Below are 20,745 nucleotides of genomic sequence, written 5' to 3' on the forward strand. Positions count from 1 at the left end.
AACTTGCTGCATGCTAAGCTGACCAATGAAGGGGCAGGAAAGGGAGAGGGTGTGAGCGCATCTCGCGACGGAAAACGCCCGCGCAGGCCCGAGGACCGCACGCCGGAAGAACACGCGCGTGACCTGCTCGAGCGCGCCATCGCCCGCGCCCGCTATGCCGTGTTCTGGGAGCGGGCCTGGCCCGCCCTCGCCCGGGCCGGCGTTCCGCTGGCGCTGTTCCTGGCCGTATCCTTCGCCGGTGTCTGGGTGTCGGCGCCCGTGTGGGCGCGCATCGCCGGCGTCGTCCTGTTCGCCCTCGCCCTCCTGTTCGCGGCCCGCCCGCTCCTCGCCTTGCGCTGGCCAAGCCGGGAGGAGGCGGTGGCGCGCCTCGACGCCAAGAGCGCCCTCGCCCACCGCCCCGCCACCGCCATTTCCGACAGCCTCGCCACCCGCCCGGACGATCCGGTAGGCGCGGCCCTGTGGCGCGCCCACCTTGCCCGCGCACTCGCAGCCGCCCGCGCTCTGAAGGCCGGCACGCCATCGCCCGGCCTCGCGCGGCTGGACCCGCGCGCTCTCCGCGCGCTGGCAGTACTGGCGCTGGCGGCCACGGTCTTCATGGCACCGGGGCAGCATCTTTCCCGCATCGGCGCGGCCTTCGACTGGAAGACCATCGTCCCGCCCCCGCCCTACCGGCTCGACGCCTGGATCGATCCGCCCGCTTATACCGGCCGCCCCCCCGTGGTGCTTCCGGGCCTGCGTTCGGACGACCCCACGTCGCTGAACGCCGCCGCGCTGCAGGTGCCGGCGGGCAGCACGCTGGTGGTACGTGGATCCGGCATCGACACCGCCGCTCTCAAGCTCGACGGCGGCATCACGGAGGTGAAGCCCGAGGCTGACGCGCCGACGGCGGCCGGCGAGAAGCGCTATGCGATCCGAGAGGATGCGGACGTCACCTTCCTCGGCCCCGACCAGCGCCGCGTCTCGTGGCATTTCAAGGTGCTGGCGGACCAGAAGCCCACCATCAGCTTCGCCAAGGATCCGCAGCCCGGCCAGCGCAACACGCTCGTGCTGGCCTACCGCATGGAGGACGACTACGGCGTCAAGGAAGCGGAGGCGCTGTTCGCGCCGCTGCCGCCCGAACCGCCACTGTTCCCCCGCCCCGGCGCATCCCCGCGCAAGATGGCGCAGCCGCTGGTGCCGCCGCCCGACTTCAAGCTGACCCTGCCGGCCGGCGGGCGCACCGGAGCCGCGCAGACCTCGAAGGATCTCGTCGCCCATCCGTGGGCCGGTGCCCGCGTGGAGGTCCACCTCATGGCCCGCGACGAGGCCGGCAACGAGGGCGTCAGCGAGACGAAGGTGGTGCGCCTGCCGGCGCGCGCCTTCTCGAAGCCCCTCGCCAAGGCGCTCATCGACGAGCGCCGCCGCCTCGCCTTCGATGCCAGCAACCGCCGCAGGCTGGTGGCGGTGCTGGAAGGCCTCACCATTGCCCCGGCGCAGTTCACGCCCGGCGCCGGCGAATATCTCGGCCTGCGCACCGCGCTGGCGCGCGCCAAGAACGCCCGCAACGATGACGATCTGCGCGCGCTGGTGGACTATCTCTGGGAGGTCGCGGTCCTGATCGAGGACGGCACCCTCTCCGATGCCGAGCGCGAGCTGCGCGCCGCCCAGGAAGCGCTGCGAGAGGCGCTGGAGCGCGGCGCCAGCGACGAGGAGATCAAGCGCCTCACGCAGGATCTGCGTGCGGCCATGGAAAAGATGATGCGGCAACTGGCCGAGGAATCGCGCCGCGACAGCGGCACCGACGCCCGCCCGCTCGATCCCAACACCCGCATCGTCCGTCCGCAGGACCTGCAGAAGATGCTCGATCGCATCGAGAATCTCGCCCGCTCCGGCAACAAGGACGCCGCCCGGGAACTGCTCGACCAGCTCCAGGCCATGATGGAGAACATGCGCCCCGGCAACCGTCAGGCCGGCCGCCAGCAGCAGGGCCAGCAGCAGCAGAGCGAAATCGGCAAGATGATCCAGGAGCAGCAGCGCCTGCGCGACCGCACCTGGCGCCAGAACCGGGAAGGTCAGCAAGGGCAACAGGGTCAGCAAGGACAGCGCGGCCAGCAGGGGCAGCAAGGTCAACAAGGGCAGCAGGGTCAGGGCCAGCAGCCCGGCGAGAACGGCTTCTCGGACTTGCAGCAGGGCCAGCAGGAGCTGCGCAAGCGCCTTGGCCGCATGCTCGACCAGATGCGCCGGATGCAAGAGGGACAGGGGCAAGGCCAGCAGGGACAGGGTCAGCAGGGCCAGAACGGCGAAGGCGGGGAAGGCGACGCCATGGGCCGGGCCGGCGAGGCCATGGGCCGGGCGGAACAGGCCATGCGCGAGGCGGAGGAAGCCCTCGGCCGCGGCGAGGGACAGGGCGCGCTTGACGCCGAGGGCCGTGCCCTCCAGTCGCTCCGCCAGGGGGCGCAGGCCATGGCCGAAGCGCAGCAGGGCAACCAGAACGGCCAAGGCCCCGGCGGTCCCGGCGAGGAGAGCGCGCAGCGCACTGATCCCCTCGGCCGCCCGCTGCGCAGCCAGGACTATGGCGACGATTTCACCGTGAAGGTGCCGGACGAGGTGGACGCCCAGCGCGCCCGCCGCGTGCTGGAAGAGCTGCGTCGCCGGCTGGAGCAGCCGGAGCGTCCGCAGATCGAGCTCGACTATCTGGAGCGCCTGCTGCGCGGGCTGAACTGAGGCGGAGACTTACCCCTCCGCCCGCTCCACCTTCAGCGTCGCGCCGTCGGCGCTGACCACGCGCACATCATGCCCCGCGGCCACGTCGGGGCCCTCGACCCGCCACACCGTATCGCCGATGCGCACCCGCCCCACCCCGCCGAGGATGGGGGCATCCAGCGTGAACACCCGGCCGACGAACCCTTCCGCGCGCCGGTTGAGAAACGGCCTGTCGGAGGCCTTGCCCGGCGCCGGGCTGATGCGTCGGCCGACGAGGACCGCCACCACCGCCAGCGCGGCGAACACCAGCACCTCGGCCTGCCACGCGAGCGCGACCCCATAGGCGATGGCGCCGGTGACCAGCGCGGCAAGGCCGAGCCACAGCAGGAAGGCGCCCGGCGCCGCGATCTCCGCCACCAGCAGCACGCCGCCGAGGACGAACCAGGCCCAGGGCCCGAGATGGGTGAGGAGCGGCATGGGCTCAATCCTCCCGGGGCGGCAGGGTCGCGGGGCCGGTGGGCCGCCGGCTGGCCGGGCGCTCCGGCCCGGCGGAGGTCGCCGCAACACCGGGTCCGAACGCGCCCCCTCCAAACGCGCCCTTGGCAATCTCGCCGATGCCGGCGAGGGAGGAGAGCAGCGCCGTTCCCTCATAGGGCATTAGGACCACCTTCTGGTTGGGCGCGGCACCCATCGTCTCGAACGCCTTCACGTATTTCTCGGCGATGTAATAGTTGAGCGCCGCCGGATCGCCGCTCGCCACCGCGACCGACAGCATTTCGGTGGCCTTGGCGTCGGCCTGCGCCAGCCGCTCGCGCGCCTCGGCATCGCGGAAGGCGGCCTCGCGGCGGCCCTCGGCCTGCAGGATCTGCCCCTGCTTCTGCCCTTCCGCCTTCAGGATGGCCGACTGGCGCTGGCCCTCGGCCTCGAGGATCACGGCGCGCTTCTCGCGCTCGGCCTTCATCTGGCGGGCCATGGCGTTCACCAGATCGCGGGGCGGCACGATGTCCTTGATCTCGATGCGGGTCATCTTGATGCCCCAGGGCGAGGCCGCCGCATCCACCACCGCCAGCAGGCGCACGTTGATCTCGTCACGGTGTGACAGGAGCTGGTCGAGGTCCATGGAACCCATGACCGTGCGGATGTTGGTCATGGTGAGCGCGAGGATTGCAGTGTCGAGCCGCGCGACCTCGTAGGAGGCGCGGGCGGCATCGAACACCTGGAAGAACACCACGCCGTCCACCGTCACGGTGGCATTGTCCTTGGTGATGACCTCCTGGCTCGGAACGTCGATCACCTGCTCCATCACGTTCACGCGGTTGCCGATGCGATCGATGAACGGAACGATGAGGTTGAGGCCGGGCATCAGCGTCTTGGTGTACCGGCGGAAGCGCTCCACCGTGTACTGGTAGCCCTGCGGCACCGTCTTCACGCCGGAGAAGACCACCGCCACCGCCAGCACCAGCAGCACCAGCACGAACAGGTTGGGACCGATCTCGATCATGGGACGCCCCTATGGCCGGCCCCCTGCGGCCGGTGGCGCATATGGCCATGGGCAAGGGGGCGGGGGCAAGGCGGCCGCCGGCGGGCGGGAACGGAAGGAGAAGAGACGACCTCCTCCGATTCGCACGCGATTCGTTCGCGCCATGTTCTCCGTGGAGCGCCGAGAAGGTCCCATTCCGGGACAGCGGCACCCATGCCGTTTCATTGACGGCCCATGTCAGCCCATGATAACCCATAGATACCCATAAACAGGATGGACGGTCTCGACCGTCACGCGGGCGGCCTTGAACGGCGCCCGTTGCAACACGAGGGCACCCGGGCGCCATGGACCGCTTCGTGTCCACCTACACGATGCGCCTTGACGCCAAGGGCCGGGTCTCCATCCCCGCGCCCTATCGGACGGTGCTGATGAAGGACGGCACGGACGGCCTCTATTGCCATCCGAGCCTTGCGGAACCGGCGCTGGATGCCGGCGGTAACCGTCTGGTCGGCGAGATCGACGCGCTGATCGACAGCTACCCGCCCTATTCCGAGGCGCGCGAAGAGCTGGCCGCCGCCCTCTACGGCACCAGCGAGACCCTGCGCATCGATCCGGAGGGCCGGGTGGTGCTGACGGAGACGTTGAAGGCCCATGCGGCGATCACCGACCAGGTGGCGTTCGTGGGCATGGGACACAAGTTCCGGATCTGGGAACCGGAGCGGCTGAAGGCACATCTCGCGGAGGCCACCCGAAGGGTGCGCGAGCTGCGCCAGGCCATCGGCTCCCGAGCGGAGAACCCGAGGGGCGAACGGACATGACGACGGGCCACGGGGTCGGCCCCGCCGACGCCGCTGGCGGACCGGCCCGTCATCTGCCGGTGATGCTCCGCGAGGTTCTCGCGCACCTCGCGCCGAAGGACGCCGGCCACTATGTGGATGGCACCTTCGGCGCGGGAGGTTACACCTCCGCCATCCTCGCCGCGGCGGACTGCCAAGTCCTCGCCATCGACCGCGACCCCACGGCCATCGCCGCCGGGCAGACGCTGGTGGAAGCCTCTGGCAAGCGCCTTCTCCTCGTGCAGGACCGTTTCTCAAGGCTCGACGAGATCGCGGCCGAGCAGGATTTCGGACCGCTCGACGGGGTGGTGCTGGACATCGGCGTCTCCTCCATGCAGCTCGACGAGGCGGAACGCGGCTTCTCCTTCCGCCGCGACGGGCCGCTCGACATGCGCATGGGCGCGGACGGCCTTTCGGCGGCCGACCTCTGCGCCACGCTCGATGAAGTCCGCCTCGCCCACATCATCTGGACCTTCGGCGAGGAGCGGCATTCGCGCGCCATCGCCAAGGCCATCGTGAAGGCGCGGGAAGAGGCGCCCATCACCCGCACGGCACAACTTGCCGAGATCGTCTCGCGCGTGGTCTGGGCGAAGCCGGGCGAGGTGCATCCCGCCACCCGCACGTTTCAGGCCCTGCGCATCGCCGTGAACGAGGAATTGCAGGAGCTTGTGGACGCTCTCGCCGCCGCCGAGCGGGCGCTCAGGCCGGGGGGGCGGCTGGTGGTCGTCACCTTCCATTCCCTAGAGGACAGGATCGTTAAGACTTTTCTGTCACACCGGTCAAAGGCACCGTCCGCCTCGCGCCACCAGCCGCAAGCGGAAGGGCCGGAGCCCTCCTTCCGCCTCGTGGCGAAGGGAGCCATAGAGCCCGGTCCCGACGAAGTGGCAGGCAACCCGCGCTCAAGGTCCGCGAAGCTTCGCGCGGCCGAGCGCACGGACGCCCCGGCGCATCCGGGCGGTGACCTGATGGGGCTGCTTCCGCCCCCATCACCGCAACGCCCAGGGCGGAGACGCTAGTCGAGATGTTTCGGGTCGCCAATGTCGTGATGGTCGTCGCGCTTCTGGTGACCGCCGCGGTGGTCTACCAGCTCAAGGTCTCGTCCACCGCCGAGGCCGAGCGGCTCGCCACCCTGCGCACCCAGATCCGCAAGGAGCGTGATTCCATCGCCCTGATGCGGGCGGAATGGGCGCGCCGCACCTCGCCCATCTACATCCAGGGCCTCGCCGAGCGCCATCTCGACATGAAGCGGCTGGATGTCGATTCGATTTCCAGCCTCGACGACCTGCCCGCCAAGCCCGCCTCCAGCGGCGACGGCATCGGCGGCATGATCGAGGCGCTGGTGGACGCCCCGCTCGTCACGTCTTCCGCCGGCTCGAAGCCCTCGGCCTCTACCACGGCCCCCACGAGCTCGGGTGGCGCCACGGTGCCGGCCACTTCGGCGCTGCGCCCGGCCAATGCGCCGGTGTCGAAGCCAGCCGCGAGCGCGTCCGCCACACCCCGTCCCACCGCTCCGCGGCCCCTGCCCCCCATGCAGCCCGCGCCGGCCGCCGCCGCACCGGCACCCGCGCCGCCCCCGGAGCCCACCAATCCCCTCGAAAAGCTCTCCGGATTCCTGGCCGGTTTCCGCTGACGAGGTCCGAAATGGCTGATCTGTCTTCCATCTCCGCCCGCCTCGCCCGCATGTGGGCCGGCATCGTCGCCGCCGTCGGCCCCGTGCTCCGGGATGCCGACGCCTCCTGCGCGGTGCTGCTCGATCGTCTCGGCGCCGGCAGCAAGGCCGCCGGCCGCGCAACCGCACGCGGCTCCGCGCGGGCCGCCGTCGCAAGCTGGAACGTGCTGTGGCCGTTCACGGTGCATCTCGGCCACCTCGCCTGGCGCGGCGTCCGTCATGTGGTGCGCGGGCTTTTCGGCCTCGACCGCACCGATCCCGATACGGTGGCGCGCGGGCGCATCAAGCTGGTGATGGCCGCCTTCTGCTGCCTGTTCGTCGCCATCGCGATGCAGCTCTCCCACCTCGCCATGACCGCGGACGGCGGCGGCGGACGCGGGCGCGGCTCGGATGCGGTGGCCTCCGCCCGCCCCGACATCATCGACCGCAACGGCGACATCGTCGCCATCGACGTGAAGTCCCCGTCCCTCTTCGCCGAGCCGCGCCGCCTCATCGATCCCGACGAGGCGCTGGAAGGCCTGCTCAAGGTGCTGCCCGACCTCGACGTGGAGGAAGCGCGCAAGCGCCTCAATTCCGGCAAGGGCTTCGCCTGGCTGAAGCGCGAGATCACGCCGGCGCAGATGCGCGCCATCCACCGCCTCGGCTTTCCCGGCATCGGCTTCCTGAAGGAAAACCGCCGCATCTATCCCGACGGCCCGATCATCTCCCACGTGATGGGCGGGGTGAACGTGGACAACCAGGGCATTTCCGGCATCGAGAAGTGGATCGACAGCCGGGGCCTCGCCGAGCTGCACCTCGCCGGCTTCGCCACTGACCGCCAGCAGGAGCCGGTTCAGCTCGCCATGGACGTGCGCGTGCAGCACGCCGTGCGCGACGAGCTGGTGAAGGCGAAGAACAAGTTCCAGGCGCTGCACGCCATGGGCGTGGTCACCGATGTGAATACCGGCGAGATCATCTCGCTGGTGTCGATCCCCGATTTCGACCCCAACAGCTCCGGCAACCCCAAGGACGACGCCTATCTCAACCGGCTGACCACCGGCGTCTACGAGATGGGCTCGACCTTCAAGGCGCTGTCGTTCGCCATGGCGCTCGATTCGGGCAAGATCGGCCTGAACTCGACCTTCGATGCCCGTGCGCCGCTGCATTTCGGCAAGTTCGCCATCCACGACTACCACGCCGAGAACCGCGTCCTCACGGTGCCCGAGATCTTCCTCGTCTCGTCCAACGTGGGTACCGCGAAGATGGTGCTCTCCCTCGGCGTGGAAGCGCACAAGGCGTTCCTGAAGAAGATGGGCCAGCTCGACCGGCTCAAGACCGAGCTGCCGGAAAGCTCCGAACCCATCGTGCCGAAGCGCTGGGGTGAACTGAACTCGGCCACCATCGCCTTCGGCCACGGTCTCTCCGTCGCCCCGCTGCAGGCCGTGATGGCGGTGAATTCCATGGTCAACGGCGGCTTCCTCATTCCGCCCACCTTCATCAAGCGCACGCCGGAAGAGGCGCAGAAGCTGGCGGTGCGCGTGCTGAAGCCCGAGACCTCGGACAAGATGCGCTACGTCATGCGCCTCAATGCCGAGAAGGGCTCGGCCAAAAAGGCCGAGGTGCCCGGCTTCCTCGTCGGCGGCAAGACCGGCACCGCCGAGAAGGTGGTGAACGGGCGCTATGCGCACAACAAGCTGCTCACGTCCTTCACCGCGATCTTCCCCATGGACAAGCCGCGCTACCTCGTTCTGGTCATGCTGGACGAGCCTAAGGCGACGTCGGAGACCTACGGCTTCGCAACCTCGGGCTGGAACGCCGCACCCACGGCCGGCAAGATCGTCGAGCGGATTGCCCCCATGCTCAACATCGCGCCGCGCCAGAACCTGCCCGATGCGGAACAGCTGCTCCGCATGCCGCTCAAGGTTGCCGACCGCCATTGAAGTCACCGCTGCGGGATCGCGTTACCGCCACCGCAGCGGCAGCCCGCGCGGGGTGACAACCGGGGCGGGCGAATGCCAGAAAGGGGTCCGATGACCATACATTCCCTCGGACAGATCCTCGACGGCCACGCCCGCATCCTGACGCCCGACGGCGCGCAAGAGCCCATTACCGGCCTGTCCTCGGACAGCCGCCGCATCACGCCCGGCGACCTGTTCGTCGCCATCCCCGGCACCCATGCGGACGGGACCCGCTTCATCGCCGACGCCATCGCGCGCGGTGCCGCCGCCGTGCTGATGGAGCCGACCGCGCCGGCCCCCATCCTGCCGCCGCAGGTGGCCCTCGCCTTCACGCTGGACGCCCGGCGCTCCCTGTCGCTGGCCGCCGCTCGCGTCTATCCGCGCCAGCCGCAGACCATCGCCGCCATAACCGGCACCGCGGGCAAGACCTCGGTCGCCTTCTTCCTGCGGCAGATCTGGGAGCGGCTCGGCCATCGCGCGGCGTATCTCGGCACCATCGGGCTGGTGAAGCCGGACGGCGCGACCTATGGCAGCCTCACCACGCCCGATCCGGTGGAGCTGCACGCCACCCTGGATGCGCTGGCGGGAGAGGGCGTCACCCACATGGCGCTCGAGGCCTCCTCCCACGGCCTCGACCAGAAGCGGCTTGACGGCGTGCGCCTTGCCGCCGGCGGCTTCACCAATCTCGGCCGCGACCATCTCGACTACCACCCCACGATAGACGCCTATTTCCGCGCCAAGCTCCGCCTCTTCACCGAGGTGATGCCGCCGGACGCCGCCGCCGTGGCCGTCACCTCCGCCCCCTTCGCCGCGACCGCGCTCGCGTGGGCGCAGACGCGCGGCCTCCGGCTCCTGCCCATCGGCGAGGGACGGGCGGACGGCATCGACATTGCCGCCGCGACGGGCTCGCCAGCCGGGCAGAAGGTGATGTTCGCGGATGGCTCCAGCGCCGTCGTGCCGCTGGTCGGGCGTTTCCAGCTGGACAACGCCTTGCTCGCCGCCGGCCTCGCCATCGCCTGCGGGGCGGATCGCGCCGAGGCGTTCGCTGCCCTCGCCCACCTCAAGGGCGTTCCGGGGCGGCTGGAGCGCATGGGCGACGACCCGCGCCGCCCGGTGTTCGTGGACTACGCCCACAAGCCGGAAGCCCTCGCCACCGTGCTCGACACCCTGCGCGCCGCCATCCCCGGCCGACTGGTGGTGGTGGTCGGCTGCGGCGGTGACCGCGACCGGGGCAAGCGGCCCATCATGGGGGCCATCGCCGCGATGAAGGCGGACACGGTGATCGTGACCGACGACAACCCGCGCAGCGAGGACCCGGCGGCGATTCGCGCCGAGGTCCTGGAAGGCGCCCGCGGCGCCGGCCGGGACAATGTGCGCGAGATCGGCGACCGGGCGGAGGCCATCCGGGCCGGCGTTGCCCTCATCGAAAGCGGGGATGCGCTGCTGGTTGCCGGCAAGGGTCACGAAACGGGCCAAATCATCGGCGACCGGACATATCCATTCTCGGATGCGGCGGAAGTCCTCGCCGCCCTCAAGGAGGTCGCGGCATGAATGCGGGCGAAACGGAAGGCCGGGTCCTCCACTCCGTCGCGGAAATGGCGGCGGCCATGGGGGCTGAGGTGCGCGGCACGCCGCGCGACGCCACCGGCATCTCCATCGACAGCCGCTCACTGGCGACCGGCGACGCGTTCTTCGCCATCGCCGGAGAGAACAGCGACGGCCACGCCTATGTGGGCAAGGCGCTGGAGGCCGGCGCCTCGGCCTGCGTCGTGGCGCGCGACAAGCTGGCGCAACTCCCCGCCGACGCCCCCCTCTTCGTAGTGGACGACGTGCTTGCTGCCCTGACCGACCTCGCCCGCGCCAGCCGCGCGCGCTCGCAGGCGGGCATCGTCGCGGTGACGGGATCGGTGGGCAAGACCACCACCAAGGAGGCGCTGCGCATCGCGCTCGGCGCCGATGGCGAGACCCACGCCTCCGCCGCTTCCTACAACAATCACTGGGGCGTGCCCCTTTCCCTCGCCCGCCTGCCGCGCGAGGCGCGCTACGGCGTCTTCGAGATCGGCATGAACCATCCCGGCGAGATCACGCCGTTGGTGAAGCTGGTGCGCCCGCAGGTCGCCATCATCACCACCGTGGAGCCGGTTCACATCGCCCAGTTCTCGGGGATCGAGGAGATCGCCGACGCCAAGGCGGAAATCTTCCAGGGGCTGGAGGCGGGCGGCGCGGTGGTGTTGAACCTCGACAATCCCCTCTTCCCCCGCCTCAAGGCCGCCGCCGAGGCGCTGGGCATCGACCGCATCGTCACCTTCGGCGAGACAGCGGGCGCCGACGTGCGGCTGAAGGAGGCCGCGCTGCAATCTTACTGCTCGGTGGGCGTGGCGGACGTGATGGGCACGCCGGTGACCTTCAAGGTGGGCATGCCGGGCCGCCACATCGTGCAGAACATGCTGGCAGTGCTCGCCGCGGCGAAGCTCGTCGGCGCTGATCTCGCGCTGGTGGGCCTCGCGCTGTCGCAGATGAAGGCGCCCCCCGGCCGCGGCGTCGCGCTGCGCCTGCAGGTGAAGGGCGGGCAGGCGACACTGCTGGACGAGAGCTACAACGCCAACCCCGCCTCCATGCGCGCCGCCCTCGACGTGCTCAGCCGCACCCCGGTGGGCCCGCGCGGCCGCCGCATCGCGGTGCTCGGCGACATGCTGGAACTGGGGCCCGACGGCGAGGCGCACCATGCCGAACTCGCCGAGGCGATCCGCGCGGCGAAGATCGATGTGGTGTTCTGCTGCGGACCGCAGATGCATGCGCTCTGGCAGGCCCTCCCCTCGGAACGGCGGGGCGGCTATGCGATCCACGCCTCCCACCTCGAGCCCATGGTGGCGTCCGCCATCCGGGGCGGTGACACGTTGATGGTCAAGGGTTCCAACGGCAGCCGCATGGGACCGCTGGTCAAGAGCCTCGCCGAGCGCTTCCGCGCCGCCGAGGATGCGCTGCTCGAAGGATAGAATTCAGATGCTCCAGTGGCTTGCCGATCTCCACCAGTCCTTCACGGCCTTCAACGTCTTCCGCTACATCACCTTCCGCACTGGCGGGGCCGTGGTGACGGCGCTGCTGTTCGTCTTCCTGTTCGGCCCGGCGATGATTTCCATGCTGCGGCTGAAGCAGGGCAAGGGCCAGCCCATCCGCACCGACGGGCCGCAGTCGCATCTGCTCACCAAGAAGGGCACGCCCACCATGGGCGGGCTGATGATCCTCGCCGGCATCACGGTGGCGACGCTCCTGTGGGCGAACCTCTTCAACGTCTACGTCTGGGCCGTTCTGCTCGTGATGATCGGCTTCGGCATGATCGGGTTCTATGACGATTACCTGAAGGTGACGAAGCAGACCCACAACGGCCTCTCCGGCAAGACGCGCCTTGCCATCGAGGCGGTGATCTCCGGCGTTGCCGTGGTCATCATCATGACCATGGGCAAGTCGGGCCTCTCGACCTCCGTGGCCTTCCCCTTCTTCAAGGACCTGCTGCTCAACCTCGGCGTTTTCTTCGCGGTGTTCGGCGTGTTCGTCATCGTCGCCGCGGGCAATGCGGTGAACCTCACCGACGGGCTCGATGGCCTCGCCATCGTGCCGGTGATGATCGCGGCCGGCACCTTCGGCCTCATCGCCTATCTGTCCGGCAACGTGCGGTTCGCCGATTACCTGCAGATCCACTATGTCGCCGGCGCCGGCGAGCTGGCGGTGGTCTGCGGCGCGGTGATGGGAGCCGGCCTCGGCTTCCTGTGGTTCAACGCCCCGCCCGCCCAGGTGTTCATGGGCGACACCGGCTCGCTGGCGCTGGGCGGCTTGCTCGGCACGGTCGCGGTAGCCACCAAGCACGAGATCGTGCTCGCGGTGGTGGGCGGCCTGTTCGTGCTGGAGGCGGTCTCGGTGATCGTGCAGGTGGCGTCGTTCAAGCTCACCGGCAAGCGGGTGTTCAAGATGGCACCCATCCACCACCATTTCGAGCAGCTCGGCTGGACCGAGCCGCAGGTGGTGATCCGCTTCTGGATCGTCGCCGTGGTGCTGGCGCTCGCGGGCCTCGCGACGCTCAAGCTGCGGTGAGGACGCTATTGCTCAATGAAAAGGCCCGCCGGAGCGATCTGCGGGCCTTTTTCATGCGCCTGCCTACCTCACCCTCGCCCGCACGTATTGATGCCCAGCAGCGGATAGGCCGGGCAGAAGCGGAACGCGGCGGTGAGGAGCATTACCACGCCTACAGCGCCGATCAGCCACGTCCAATGCCCGAGCCCGGCCAGCGCCGGCACGGAGGGAGCCACGAAGGGCGCCAGGATCAGCACGACCCCGACAACGAAGCGCAGCACCCGGTCGATCCCACCAACGTTCGCGACCATCTCACTCTCCCGATTCCGGCATCCAGGTTCAGCGGGCGAATCCAGCGCAGCACGCAAGCGATCCCGCCAGCTACATTCAATAATATGAATGTCGAAACGGGCAAGCAGGGGATTTCCCTTAAGGCGCGCCGCGCCGGCCTCTGCCTACGAAAGGGGTTCGCACTTTTTCGCATCATGCTCTAGACGGAAGCCCGGACTGCATTGCCGCAACGGACGATTTTACCGCCATGATCCCCGTCACCGTCTTCAAGGATGCAACCGTCGCCCTTTTCGGGCTGGGTGGCTCGGGCCTTGCCACCGCAGAGGCGCTCAAGGCCGGCGGCGCCACCGTTGTCGCCTATGACGATTCCGAAGCCTCCCGCCGCAAGGCCGGCGAGGCGGGTATCCTCGTGCAGGATCTCCACGACATCGACTGGACCATCGTCCAGGCGCTGATCCTCGCCCCCGGCGTGCCGCTCACCCATCCCGAGCCGCACTGGTCGGTGAAGCTGGCGCAGGCGGCGGGCGTCGAGATCATAGGCGACATCGAACTGTTCTGCCGCGAGCGGCAGGCCATCGCGCGCCGCTCGCCGTTCATCGCCATCACCGGCACCAACGGCAAGTCCACCACCACGGCGCTCATCACCCACATCCTGCGCATTGCCGGACGCGACGTGCAGATGGGCGGCAACATCGGCACCGCCATCCTCTCCCTCGCCCCGCCGAAGCCCGGCCGCGTGCATGTGGTGGAGTGCTCCTCCTACCAGATCGACCTTGCCCCCGGCCTCGACCCCTCCGTGGGGGTGATGCTCAACATCACGCCGGACCATCTCGACCGCCACGGCACCATCGAGAACTACGCAGCGGTCAAGGAACGCCTCGTCACCGGGGTCGAGCAGACCGGCACCGTCGTGGTCGGCGTGGACGACGATTTCTCCGCCGCCATGGCCGACCGGGCAGAGCGCGCCGGCAAGCATGTGGTGCGAATCTCGGTTCGGCGGCCGCTGCCGGACGGCATCTGGCGCGAGGGCGAGAGCCTGGTGGTGTCCGAAGGCGGAGCCGAGGTCTTCCGCCTGCCGCTGGGCGGCATCGGCTCCCTGCGCGGGGCGCACAATGCCCAGAACGCTGCCGCCGCCTATGCCGCCTGCCGTGCGCTCGGCGTCGCGCCGGAGGTCATCGCGGTGGCCATGAAGCGCTTCCCCGGCCTCGCCCACCGCATGGAAGAGGTGGGCAACAAGGGCAAGGTGCTGTTCGTCAACGATTCCAAGGCGACCAATGCGGACGCCGCCGAGCGGGCGCTGACGAGCTTTACCGACATCTTCTGGATTGCCGGCGGCAAGCCGAAGGCCGGCGGCATCGCGCCGCTCGCGCCCTTCTTCGATCGTGTCGCCAAGGCCTATCTGATCGGCGAGGCGGCGCAGGATTTCGCCGCGACGCTGGGGGACACGGTGCCCCACGAGATCGTCGGCACCCTCGACAAGGCGGTGGAAGCCGCCGCGCGGGACGCCGAAGCGGCCGGGCGCCCGGATGCGGTGGTGCTGCTCTCGCCGGCCTGCGCCAGCTTCGACCAATATCCCAATTTCGAGGTCCGCGGCGACGCGTTCCGCACGCTGGTGCAGGCGCTGCCGGGCATCGAGGCCCGCACCCGGTCCACTACGCCGGCGGCGCAGAAGGAGCCGCCCAAGGGCGGCGGCCATCCGCACGGCAATCCCCATGGCAACCCGCATGGCGGTGGACACCCCCATGGTGCGGGAGGCCACATGGGCGGACATCCCGGAGGCCATCCCGGCAAGGGGCATCCCTGACCCCCGCCCCGGCTTCGTCCGCCGCCCCCAATCCACCCCGAGCCGGCGGCTGGCCTTGTGATTCAAGGCCTTCCGTGGCATTTGTGCGCCGCACAATGGAGAGATCGATGGCCGAGACCGGCACCCGCACGCCCCTGCACGCCCCGCCGCTGGTGGAAGGCCTCTCCGCCTTCGCCGGCGCCTACGACCTGATCCTCTGCGACGTCTGGGGCGTGCTGCACAACGGCGTCGCGTCCTTTCCCTCCGCCTGCGAGGCACTGACGAAGGTGCGGGCGGGCGGCGCCACGGTGGTGCTGGTGTCCAATGCGCCGCGGCCCAACCGCTTCATCATGGGCATGCTCGACGGCCTCGGCGTGCCACGCACCGCCTATGACGCCATCGTCACCTCCGGCGACGTGACGCGCGACATGCTGGAGGCGCGGCCGGGCGCTCGCGTCTATCACCTGGGTCCTGCGCGGGACGTGGGCACGTTCGACGGGCTGGACCTCACCCTCACCGGCCTTGAAGACGCGGACCTCGTGGTCTGCACCGGCCTCCTCGACGACGACGTGGAGACGCCGGAGGACTACGCCGACGCCCTCGCCGCCATGAAGGCGCGGGAACTGCCGTTCATCTGCGCCAATCCGGACCTCGTGGTGGAGCGCGGCGACAAGCTCATCTTCTGCGCCGGGGCCATCGCCCAGGCCTATGAGCAGATCGGCGGCAAGGCCTATTGGTGCGGCAAGCCATACCGCCCCATTTACGACACCGCCTTCGCCCGCGCCGAGGTGATCCGTGGCGAGGCGGTGGAGCGCTCCCGCGTGCTCGGCATCGGCGACGCGCTGCGTACCGATATCGCCGGCGCCAACGATGCCGGTTTCGACAGCCTGTTCATCTCCGGCGGCATCCATGCGCAGGAGCTGAAATCCATCGACGGCGCCATTCCCGACACCGAATCCCTCGCCGATCTCTTCACCGGCCATGCCCACCCGCGTGGCGTCATGCCCCGCCTCGCGTGGTAGGTGCATCCGGGCGACATTCGGTTCCTTGAATTTGCCCGTGGTTTGACCGATCTCGAAGGCCGAATATCCTGTCCCGGTGCCGTCGAGGTTCCGGGCATTCCGCCGAACACCAAGGCAAGGCCTGCGCCCGCCGATGACCGTTTCCCTTCCCCCTGATTTCGTGCTGGTCCGCGGCCCCGAGCCCCTGCCCCCGGCGCTGGCGCGGCCCGTCATCGCCATCGGCAATTTCGACGGCGTGCATCGCGGCCATCAGGCGGTGTTCGCGGCGGCGCGGACCATGGCGGCCGAGGCAGGAGGGCCGGCCCTGGCTCTCACCTTCGAGCCGCACCCGCGCACCTTCTTCAATCCCGCCACCGCCCCCTTCCGCCTGACTCCGGCAATGGAGAAGCTGCGTCACATCGCCGACAGCGGCCTTCAGGGCGCCATCGTGCTCAATTTCGACGCCGCCCTCGCGGCCATGGAAGCGGAGGACTTCGTGCGCGAGGTGCTGGTCGGCCGCTACGGCGTTGCCGGCGTGGCGGTGGGCTTCGATTTCCACTTCGGACGCCAGCGCGCCGGATCGCCCGCCTTTCTCAAGGAGGCGGGAGAACGGCACGGCTTCGCCGTCACCGTGGTCGAGCCCATGCGCGACGAGAACGACGCGATTTCCTCCACCGCCGTGCGCCGGGCGCTGGCTTCGGGACAGGTGGGCCATGCCGCCCATATGCTGGGGCGGCCCTTCGCGGTGACGGCCGAGGTGATCCACGGCGACAAGCGTGGCCGCACCATCGGCTTCCCCACCGCCAACCTCGCGTTGCCGCAGGATCTGGAACTGGCCTTCGGCATCTATGCGGTGCGTGCCGTGACGCCGGCCGGACGGTTCGACGGCGTGGCGAACTATGGCCGGCGCCCCACCTTCGACAATGGCCGGGCGCTGCTGGAAGTCCACCTGTTCGATTTCTCCGGCGATCTCTATGGCCAGTCCATCGAGGTGGAATTCCACGCCTACATCCGGCCGGAGCTGAAGTTCGACGGCATCGATGCGCTCGTCGCGCAGATAAAGGCCGATGCGCGGCAGGCGCGCGAGGTGCTGCTGCGCGAAGTCTGACGGATCGCCGGGTTAAGTTAGCCACACCTTAACCGGCTGGTCCCATTCTGGAGCGGATGACGAAAGCCGCCAGAGAAGACCGCAAAGCCGTGCCATCCGCTCCCGCCGCTCCCCCGGAAGACCGCCGCTCGCCCTTCATCCGGCTGGCCGACCTCCTTGCGGGGATCGAGCCGGGGCGCCAGCCGCTGAGCGCCGCCGTGGGCGAGCCGCAGCACGCCATGCCGGATTTCGTCGGCCCGGTTCTCACCAGCAATCTTTCGGGTTTCGGCCGCTATCCGCGCGCCGAAGGCACGCCCACCTTCCGCGCCGCCGCCGCCCGCTGGCTGGCGCAGCGCTACAAGCTCGCGAAGCCGCTCGATGCGGACCGCGAGGTGCTGGCGCTGAACGGCTCCCGCGAGGGCCTGTTCTCCGCCGCCATCGTCGCCCAGCGCCTCGCCGATCCGGCGAAGGGGGCGAACGGCAAGCCGGCCATGCTGCTGCCCAATCCTTTCTACGCCGCCTATGCCGCGGGCGCGGAGGCCGCCGGCTGCGAGGCCGTGGTCGTGCCGACCACCAAGGAAAGCGGCTGGCTGCCTGACCTCGACGCACTCGACGCGGACCTGCTGAAGCGGACGGTCGCGATCTACATCGCCTCGCCTGCCAATCCGCAGGGCGCCATCGCCTCGGCCGACTATCTCGGCAAGGCACTGGAGCTGGCGCGGGGCAACGGGGCGTTCCTGTTTTCGGACGAATGCTATTCGGAAATCTATCTGGGTGCGGAGAAGCCGGCCGGCATCCTCGAGGTGGCCGGCACAGACCTCTCGCGCGTGGTGGCGTTCAACTCCCTGTCCAAGCGCTCGTCCCTGCCCGGCCTGCGCTGCGGCTTCTGCGCCGGCGATCCCGCCTTCCTGAAGGATTTCCTCGCCTTCCGCTGGGTGGCCGCGCCACAGGTGCCGGAGCCCTTGCAGGCGGTGGCCGTCGCGGCGCTGGGGGACGAGGCCCACGTCACCCGCTCCCGCGACCTTTATGCCGCGAAGTTCGACCTCGCCGACCGCATGCTCGCCGGCCGCTTCGGCTATGAGCGGCCCGGCGGCGGCTTCTTCCTCTGGCTCGACGTGTCCCACCTCGCTGACGACCGCCTCACCGGCGGCGAGGCGGCGGCGGTGAAGCTGTGGCGCGAGCAGGGCTTGCGCACGGTGCCGGGGGGCTATCTCGCGCGCCGCGACCTCACCGGCGCCAACCCCTCCGCCGGCTTCCTGCGCGTCGCGCTGGTCCAGGATCTGCCCACCTGCGAGGAGGTGCTGAAGCGCCTCGTCGCGGCCCTCTGAAGGGAGCCGCGCCCATGCCCATGGCCCGCCGACGCCCGAAGGCTGCCGCCACCGCCGATGCCGTCATCAACAGCCGGATGGACGCCCATCCCCATCAGGTGCCGCGCCTCGAACTGATCCCGGAGAGCATCCGCCTCGTGGTGCGCCGGCGCGGGCGGGAGATCGTCGGCACCGGACTCATCCTGGCAACGCTGACCTCCTTCGTAGCACTCGGCACCTGGTCCGCGGCCGACCCCAGCCTCTCCAACGCCACCCACGCTCCGGTCACGAACCTCCTGGGCCGGCCCGGCGCGATCATCGCCGACCTGCTGGTCCAGTTGTTCGGCCTCGCGGCGCTCGCGGTCCTGCTGCCGCCGCTCTATGCCGGCTGGCGGCTCTTGACCCACCGACCGTTCGCCCGCGAGCGGCTGCGCATCACCTGCTGGCTCATCGGAGTGCTGGGTACGACGGCCTTCCTCGGCGCCATTCCACAGCCGGACCACTGGCCGGGGCTCACCGGCCTCGGCGGCGCTTTGGGCGATCTCTTTCCCCGCGCCTTCGGCGTGATGCGCGGCGGCGCGCTTGCGGCCCTTGATTCCATGCTGATCGGCGCGGCCGGCCTCGCGATCGGGGCCGCAGGCCTGTTCTTCGCCCTGAGCGGCGGCCGGCGCACGCCGCTGAAGCTCGCCCCCGCCTCCGAGCTACCCGGAGAGGTGGGCGACGAAGACGAGGAGGATGACGGCACCGCCGTTTCCCTCGGCGCCCTCACCCACACCTTCCTGTCGTGGAAGGCGCGCCTCTCCGGCGCCGGGCTCGCCCGCCGGGCCGGACCCGCCGTAGCTTCGGCCGTTCCTACGGAAGGGCCGGGCCCGCGGCAGGAACCGCGTCTGGAGGGTGCCGGCGCGCCACCGACACACGACGCCAGCGACATCCCGCTGGATGTCGCCCCCGAAAGCGCCGCCGCCCGTCGCCGTGCGGCGCGCCGGGGTGGCCGCCGCCCTGGCTACCAGCATCCCTCCCTCGACCTGCTGACGCCCGCGCCCCCCGCCAAGGCCCCGGCCCTGAGCCCGGAGGCGCTCTCCGGGACCGCGCGCGAACTGGAGGCGACGCTGCAGGACTTCGGCGTGCGCGGCGAGATCGGCCAGGTGCGCCCCGGTCCCGTGGTGACGCTCTACGAGCTGGAGCCGGCGCCGGGCATCAAGTCGTCCCGCGTGATCGGCCTTGCCGACGACATCGCCCGTTCCATGAGCGCCATCTCCGCCCGCGTCGCCGTGGTGCCGGGCCGCAATGCCATCGGCATCGAGCTGCCGAACCAGAGGCGCGAGAAGGTGCTGCTGCGCGAGCTGATCGCCACCAAGGATTTCGGCGATACCGGGCACAAGCTCGCCATCGCGCTGGGCAAAACCATCGGCGGCGATCCGGTAATCGTCGATCTCGCCCGCATGCCGCATCTGCTGGTGGCGGGCACCACCGGCTCGGGCAAGTCGGTGGCCATCAATACCATGATCCTGAGCCTGCTTTACCGGCTGAAGCCGGAACAGTGCCGGCTCATCATGGTCGATCCCAAGATGCTGGAACTGTCCGTCTATGACGGCATCCCTCATCTTCTTGCCCCGGTCGTCACCGATCCGAAGAAGGCGGTGGTGGCGCTGAAGTGGGCGGTGAAGGAGATGGAAGACCGCTACAAGAAGATGTCGAAGCTCGGCGTGCGCAACATCGACGGCTTCAACGCCCGGGTGAAGGACGCCAGCGAGAAGGGTGAATCCATCGCCCGCACCGTGCAGACCGGTTTCGACCATGAGACGGGCGAAGCCATCTACGAGCGCGAGGAGATGAACCTCGAACCGCTGCCCTACATCGTTGTCATCGTGGACGAGATGGCCGACCTGATGCTCGTCGCCGGCAAGGACATCGAGGGTGCTATCCAGCGCCTCGCGCAGATGGCCCGCGCCGCCGGCATCCATCTGGTGATGGCGACGCAGCGCCCGTCCGTGGACGTCATCACCGGCACCATCAAGGCGAACTTCCCCACCCGCATCTCCTTCCAGGTGACCTCGAAGATCGACAGCCGCACCATCCTCGGCGAGATGGGGGCCGAACAACTGCTGGGCCAGGGCGACATGCTCTACATGGCCGGCGGCGGACGCATCAGCCGCGTCCACGGTCCCTTTGTCTCCGACGAGGAGGTGGAGAGCGTGGTGAAGCACCTCAAGGCCCAGGGCGCCCCCGCCTATGTGGAGGCGGTGACCGCCGAGGATGCGGAGGACGAGGACGGCGACGGCGCCGTGTTCGACAAAAGCGGCATGGGCGACGAGGGCATGGACCTCTATTCGCAGGCCGTGGCTGTGGTGATGCGCGACCGCAAATGCTCCACCTCCTATATCCAGCGCCGGCTCCAGATCGGCTATAATCGCGCGGCTTCGCTGGTCGAACGCATGGAGAAGGAGGGCCTCGTCGGCTCGCCCAACCACGCCGGCAAGCGCGAGATCCTGCTGCCCGAGCAGGCAGCCGAATGAGCGTGCCGCGTCATCGTCCTGCCTGAGCGGTTCCCGGTTCCGGTTGAAGCTTCGGCCGAACCGGAACAGAAGCGGTGCTGGGCGGTTT

Annotated in this window: 16 protein-coding genes; 13 read left to right on the plus strand and 3 right to left on the minus strand. The window is 69.6% G+C overall.

Annotated features, from left to right (window positions below; all coding sequences use genetic code 11):
- Window positions 1–51 precede the first annotated feature (51 nt).
- Entirely contained in the window at window positions 52–2,703 is a 2,652-nt protein-coding gene (locus ACT54R_RS10980; RefSeq protein ID WP_476326160.1) for a TIGR02302 family protein, read from the plus strand.
- Window positions 2,704–2,712: 9 nt separating this feature from the next.
- Here ACT54R_RS10980 and ACT54R_RS10985 read toward each other — a convergent pair whose 3' ends face one another.
- Together ACT54R_RS10985 and ACT54R_RS10990 are read right to left on the minus strand one after the other, a co-directional pair.
- A complete protein-coding gene (locus ACT54R_RS10985) occupies window positions 2,713–3,159 on the minus strand; it encodes an NfeD family protein (RefSeq protein ID WP_168458653.1) in 447 nt (148 codons plus the stop codon).
- Between the two features lie 4 nt (window positions 3,160–3,163).
- A complete protein-coding gene (locus tag ACT54R_RS10990; RefSeq protein ID WP_476326163.1) occupies window positions 3,164–4,183 on the minus strand; it encodes an SPFH domain-containing protein in 1,020 nt (339 codons plus the stop codon).
- A 323-nt stretch (window positions 4,184–4,506) separates the two neighbouring features.
- Between ACT54R_RS10990 and ACT54R_RS10995 the strand changes: the two genes are divergently transcribed.
- The 7 genes from ACT54R_RS10995 to mraY all read left to right on the plus strand — a co-directional run bounded on the left by ACT54R_RS10995 (window position 4,507) and on the right by mraY (window position 12,693).
- Window positions 4,507–4,980: a division/cell wall cluster transcriptional repressor MraZ gene (locus tag ACT54R_RS10995; RefSeq protein ID WP_476326165.1), complete on the plus strand. Its 474-nt coding sequence runs from the start codon at window positions 4,507–4,509 to the stop codon at window positions 4,978–4,980.
- Window positions 4,977–6,014 (plus strand): 16S rRNA (cytosine(1402)-N(4))-methyltransferase RsmH, encoded by a 1,038-nt coding sequence (gene rsmH / locus ACT54R_RS11000; protein ID WP_476326167.1) that lies wholly within the window; start codon window positions 4,977–4,979, stop codon window positions 6,012–6,014. The genes ACT54R_RS10995 and rsmH overlap by 4 nt, the downstream gene beginning before the upstream one ends.
- Before the next feature lie 5 nt (window positions 6,015–6,019).
- Window positions 6,020–6,628: a cell division protein FtsL gene (gene ftsL, locus ACT54R_RS11005; protein WP_168458657.1), complete on the plus strand. Its 609-nt coding sequence runs from the start codon at window positions 6,020–6,022 to the stop codon at window positions 6,626–6,628.
- An 11-nt stretch (window positions 6,629–6,639) separates the two neighbouring features.
- Complete coding sequence (locus ACT54R_RS11010) at window positions 6,640–8,586, plus strand: peptidoglycan D,D-transpeptidase FtsI family protein (protein WP_476326169.1); 1,947 nt, start codon at window positions 6,640–6,642, stop codon at window positions 8,584–8,586.
- A gap of 90 nt (window positions 8,587–8,676) precedes the next feature.
- Window positions 8,677–10,155: a UDP-N-acetylmuramoyl-L-alanyl-D-glutamate--2,6-diaminopimelate ligase gene (locus tag ACT54R_RS11015; RefSeq protein WP_476326171.1), complete on the plus strand. Its 1,479-nt coding sequence runs from the start codon at window positions 8,677–8,679 to the stop codon at window positions 10,153–10,155.
- The gene (locus tag ACT54R_RS11020; protein ID WP_476326173.1) at window positions 10,152–11,600 is read left to right on the plus strand and encodes a UDP-N-acetylmuramoylalanyl-D-glutamyl-2,6-diaminopimelate--D-alanyl-D-alanine ligase; all 1,449 of its coding nucleotides are present in this window, start codon (window positions 10,152–10,154) and stop codon (window positions 11,598–11,600) included. Before ACT54R_RS11015 ends, ACT54R_RS11020 begins: the two co-directional genes overlap by 4 nt.
- Window positions 11,601–11,607: 7 nt before the next feature.
- A complete protein-coding gene (gene mraY, locus ACT54R_RS11025) occupies window positions 11,608–12,693 on the plus strand; it encodes a phospho-N-acetylmuramoyl-pentapeptide-transferase (RefSeq protein WP_168458660.1) in 1,086 nt (361 codons plus the stop codon).
- A gap of 68 nt (window positions 12,694–12,761) precedes the next feature.
- On the opposite strand, the gene ACT54R_RS11030 is transcribed toward mraY, so the two are convergent.
- Window positions 12,762–12,983, minus strand: a complete 222-nt coding sequence (locus ACT54R_RS11030; RefSeq protein WP_476326176.1) for a YgaP family membrane protein — start codon at window positions 12,981–12,983, stop codon at window positions 12,762–12,764.
- Window positions 12,984–13,210: 227 nt separating this feature from the next.
- Here ACT54R_RS11030 and murD point away from each other — a divergent pair, with 227 nt between their 5' ends.
- The 5 genes from murD (at window position 13,211) to ACT54R_RS11055 (ending at window position 20,657) form a co-directional block, all read left to right on the plus strand.
- Window positions 13,211–14,767, plus strand: a complete 1,557-nt coding sequence (gene murD, locus ACT54R_RS11035) for a UDP-N-acetylmuramoyl-L-alanine--D-glutamate ligase (protein WP_476326178.1) — start codon at window positions 13,211–13,213, stop codon at window positions 14,765–14,767.
- Window positions 14,768–14,874: 107 nt separating this feature from the next.
- Complete coding sequence (locus ACT54R_RS11040; protein WP_168458665.1) at window positions 14,875–15,768, plus strand: TIGR01459 family HAD-type hydrolase; 894 nt, start codon at window positions 14,875–14,877, stop codon at window positions 15,766–15,768.
- Between the two features lie 133 nt (window positions 15,769–15,901).
- Window positions 15,902–16,855: a bifunctional riboflavin kinase/FAD synthetase gene (locus ACT54R_RS11045; protein ID WP_476326180.1), complete on the plus strand. Its 954-nt coding sequence runs from the start codon at window positions 15,902–15,904 to the stop codon at window positions 16,853–16,855.
- A 56-nt stretch (window positions 16,856–16,911) separates the two neighbouring features.
- A complete protein-coding gene (locus ACT54R_RS11050) occupies window positions 16,912–18,162 on the plus strand; it encodes an aminotransferase class I/II-fold pyridoxal phosphate-dependent enzyme (RefSeq protein ID WP_476326182.1) in 1,251 nt (416 codons plus the stop codon).
- Between the two features lie 14 nt (window positions 18,163–18,176).
- Entirely contained in the window at window positions 18,177–20,657 is a 2,481-nt protein-coding gene (locus ACT54R_RS11055; protein WP_476326184.1) for a DNA translocase FtsK, read from the plus strand.
- Window positions 20,658–20,745: the final 88 nt, after the last annotated feature.

It is taken from the genome of Xanthobacter sp. DMC47, assembly GCF_056313845.1.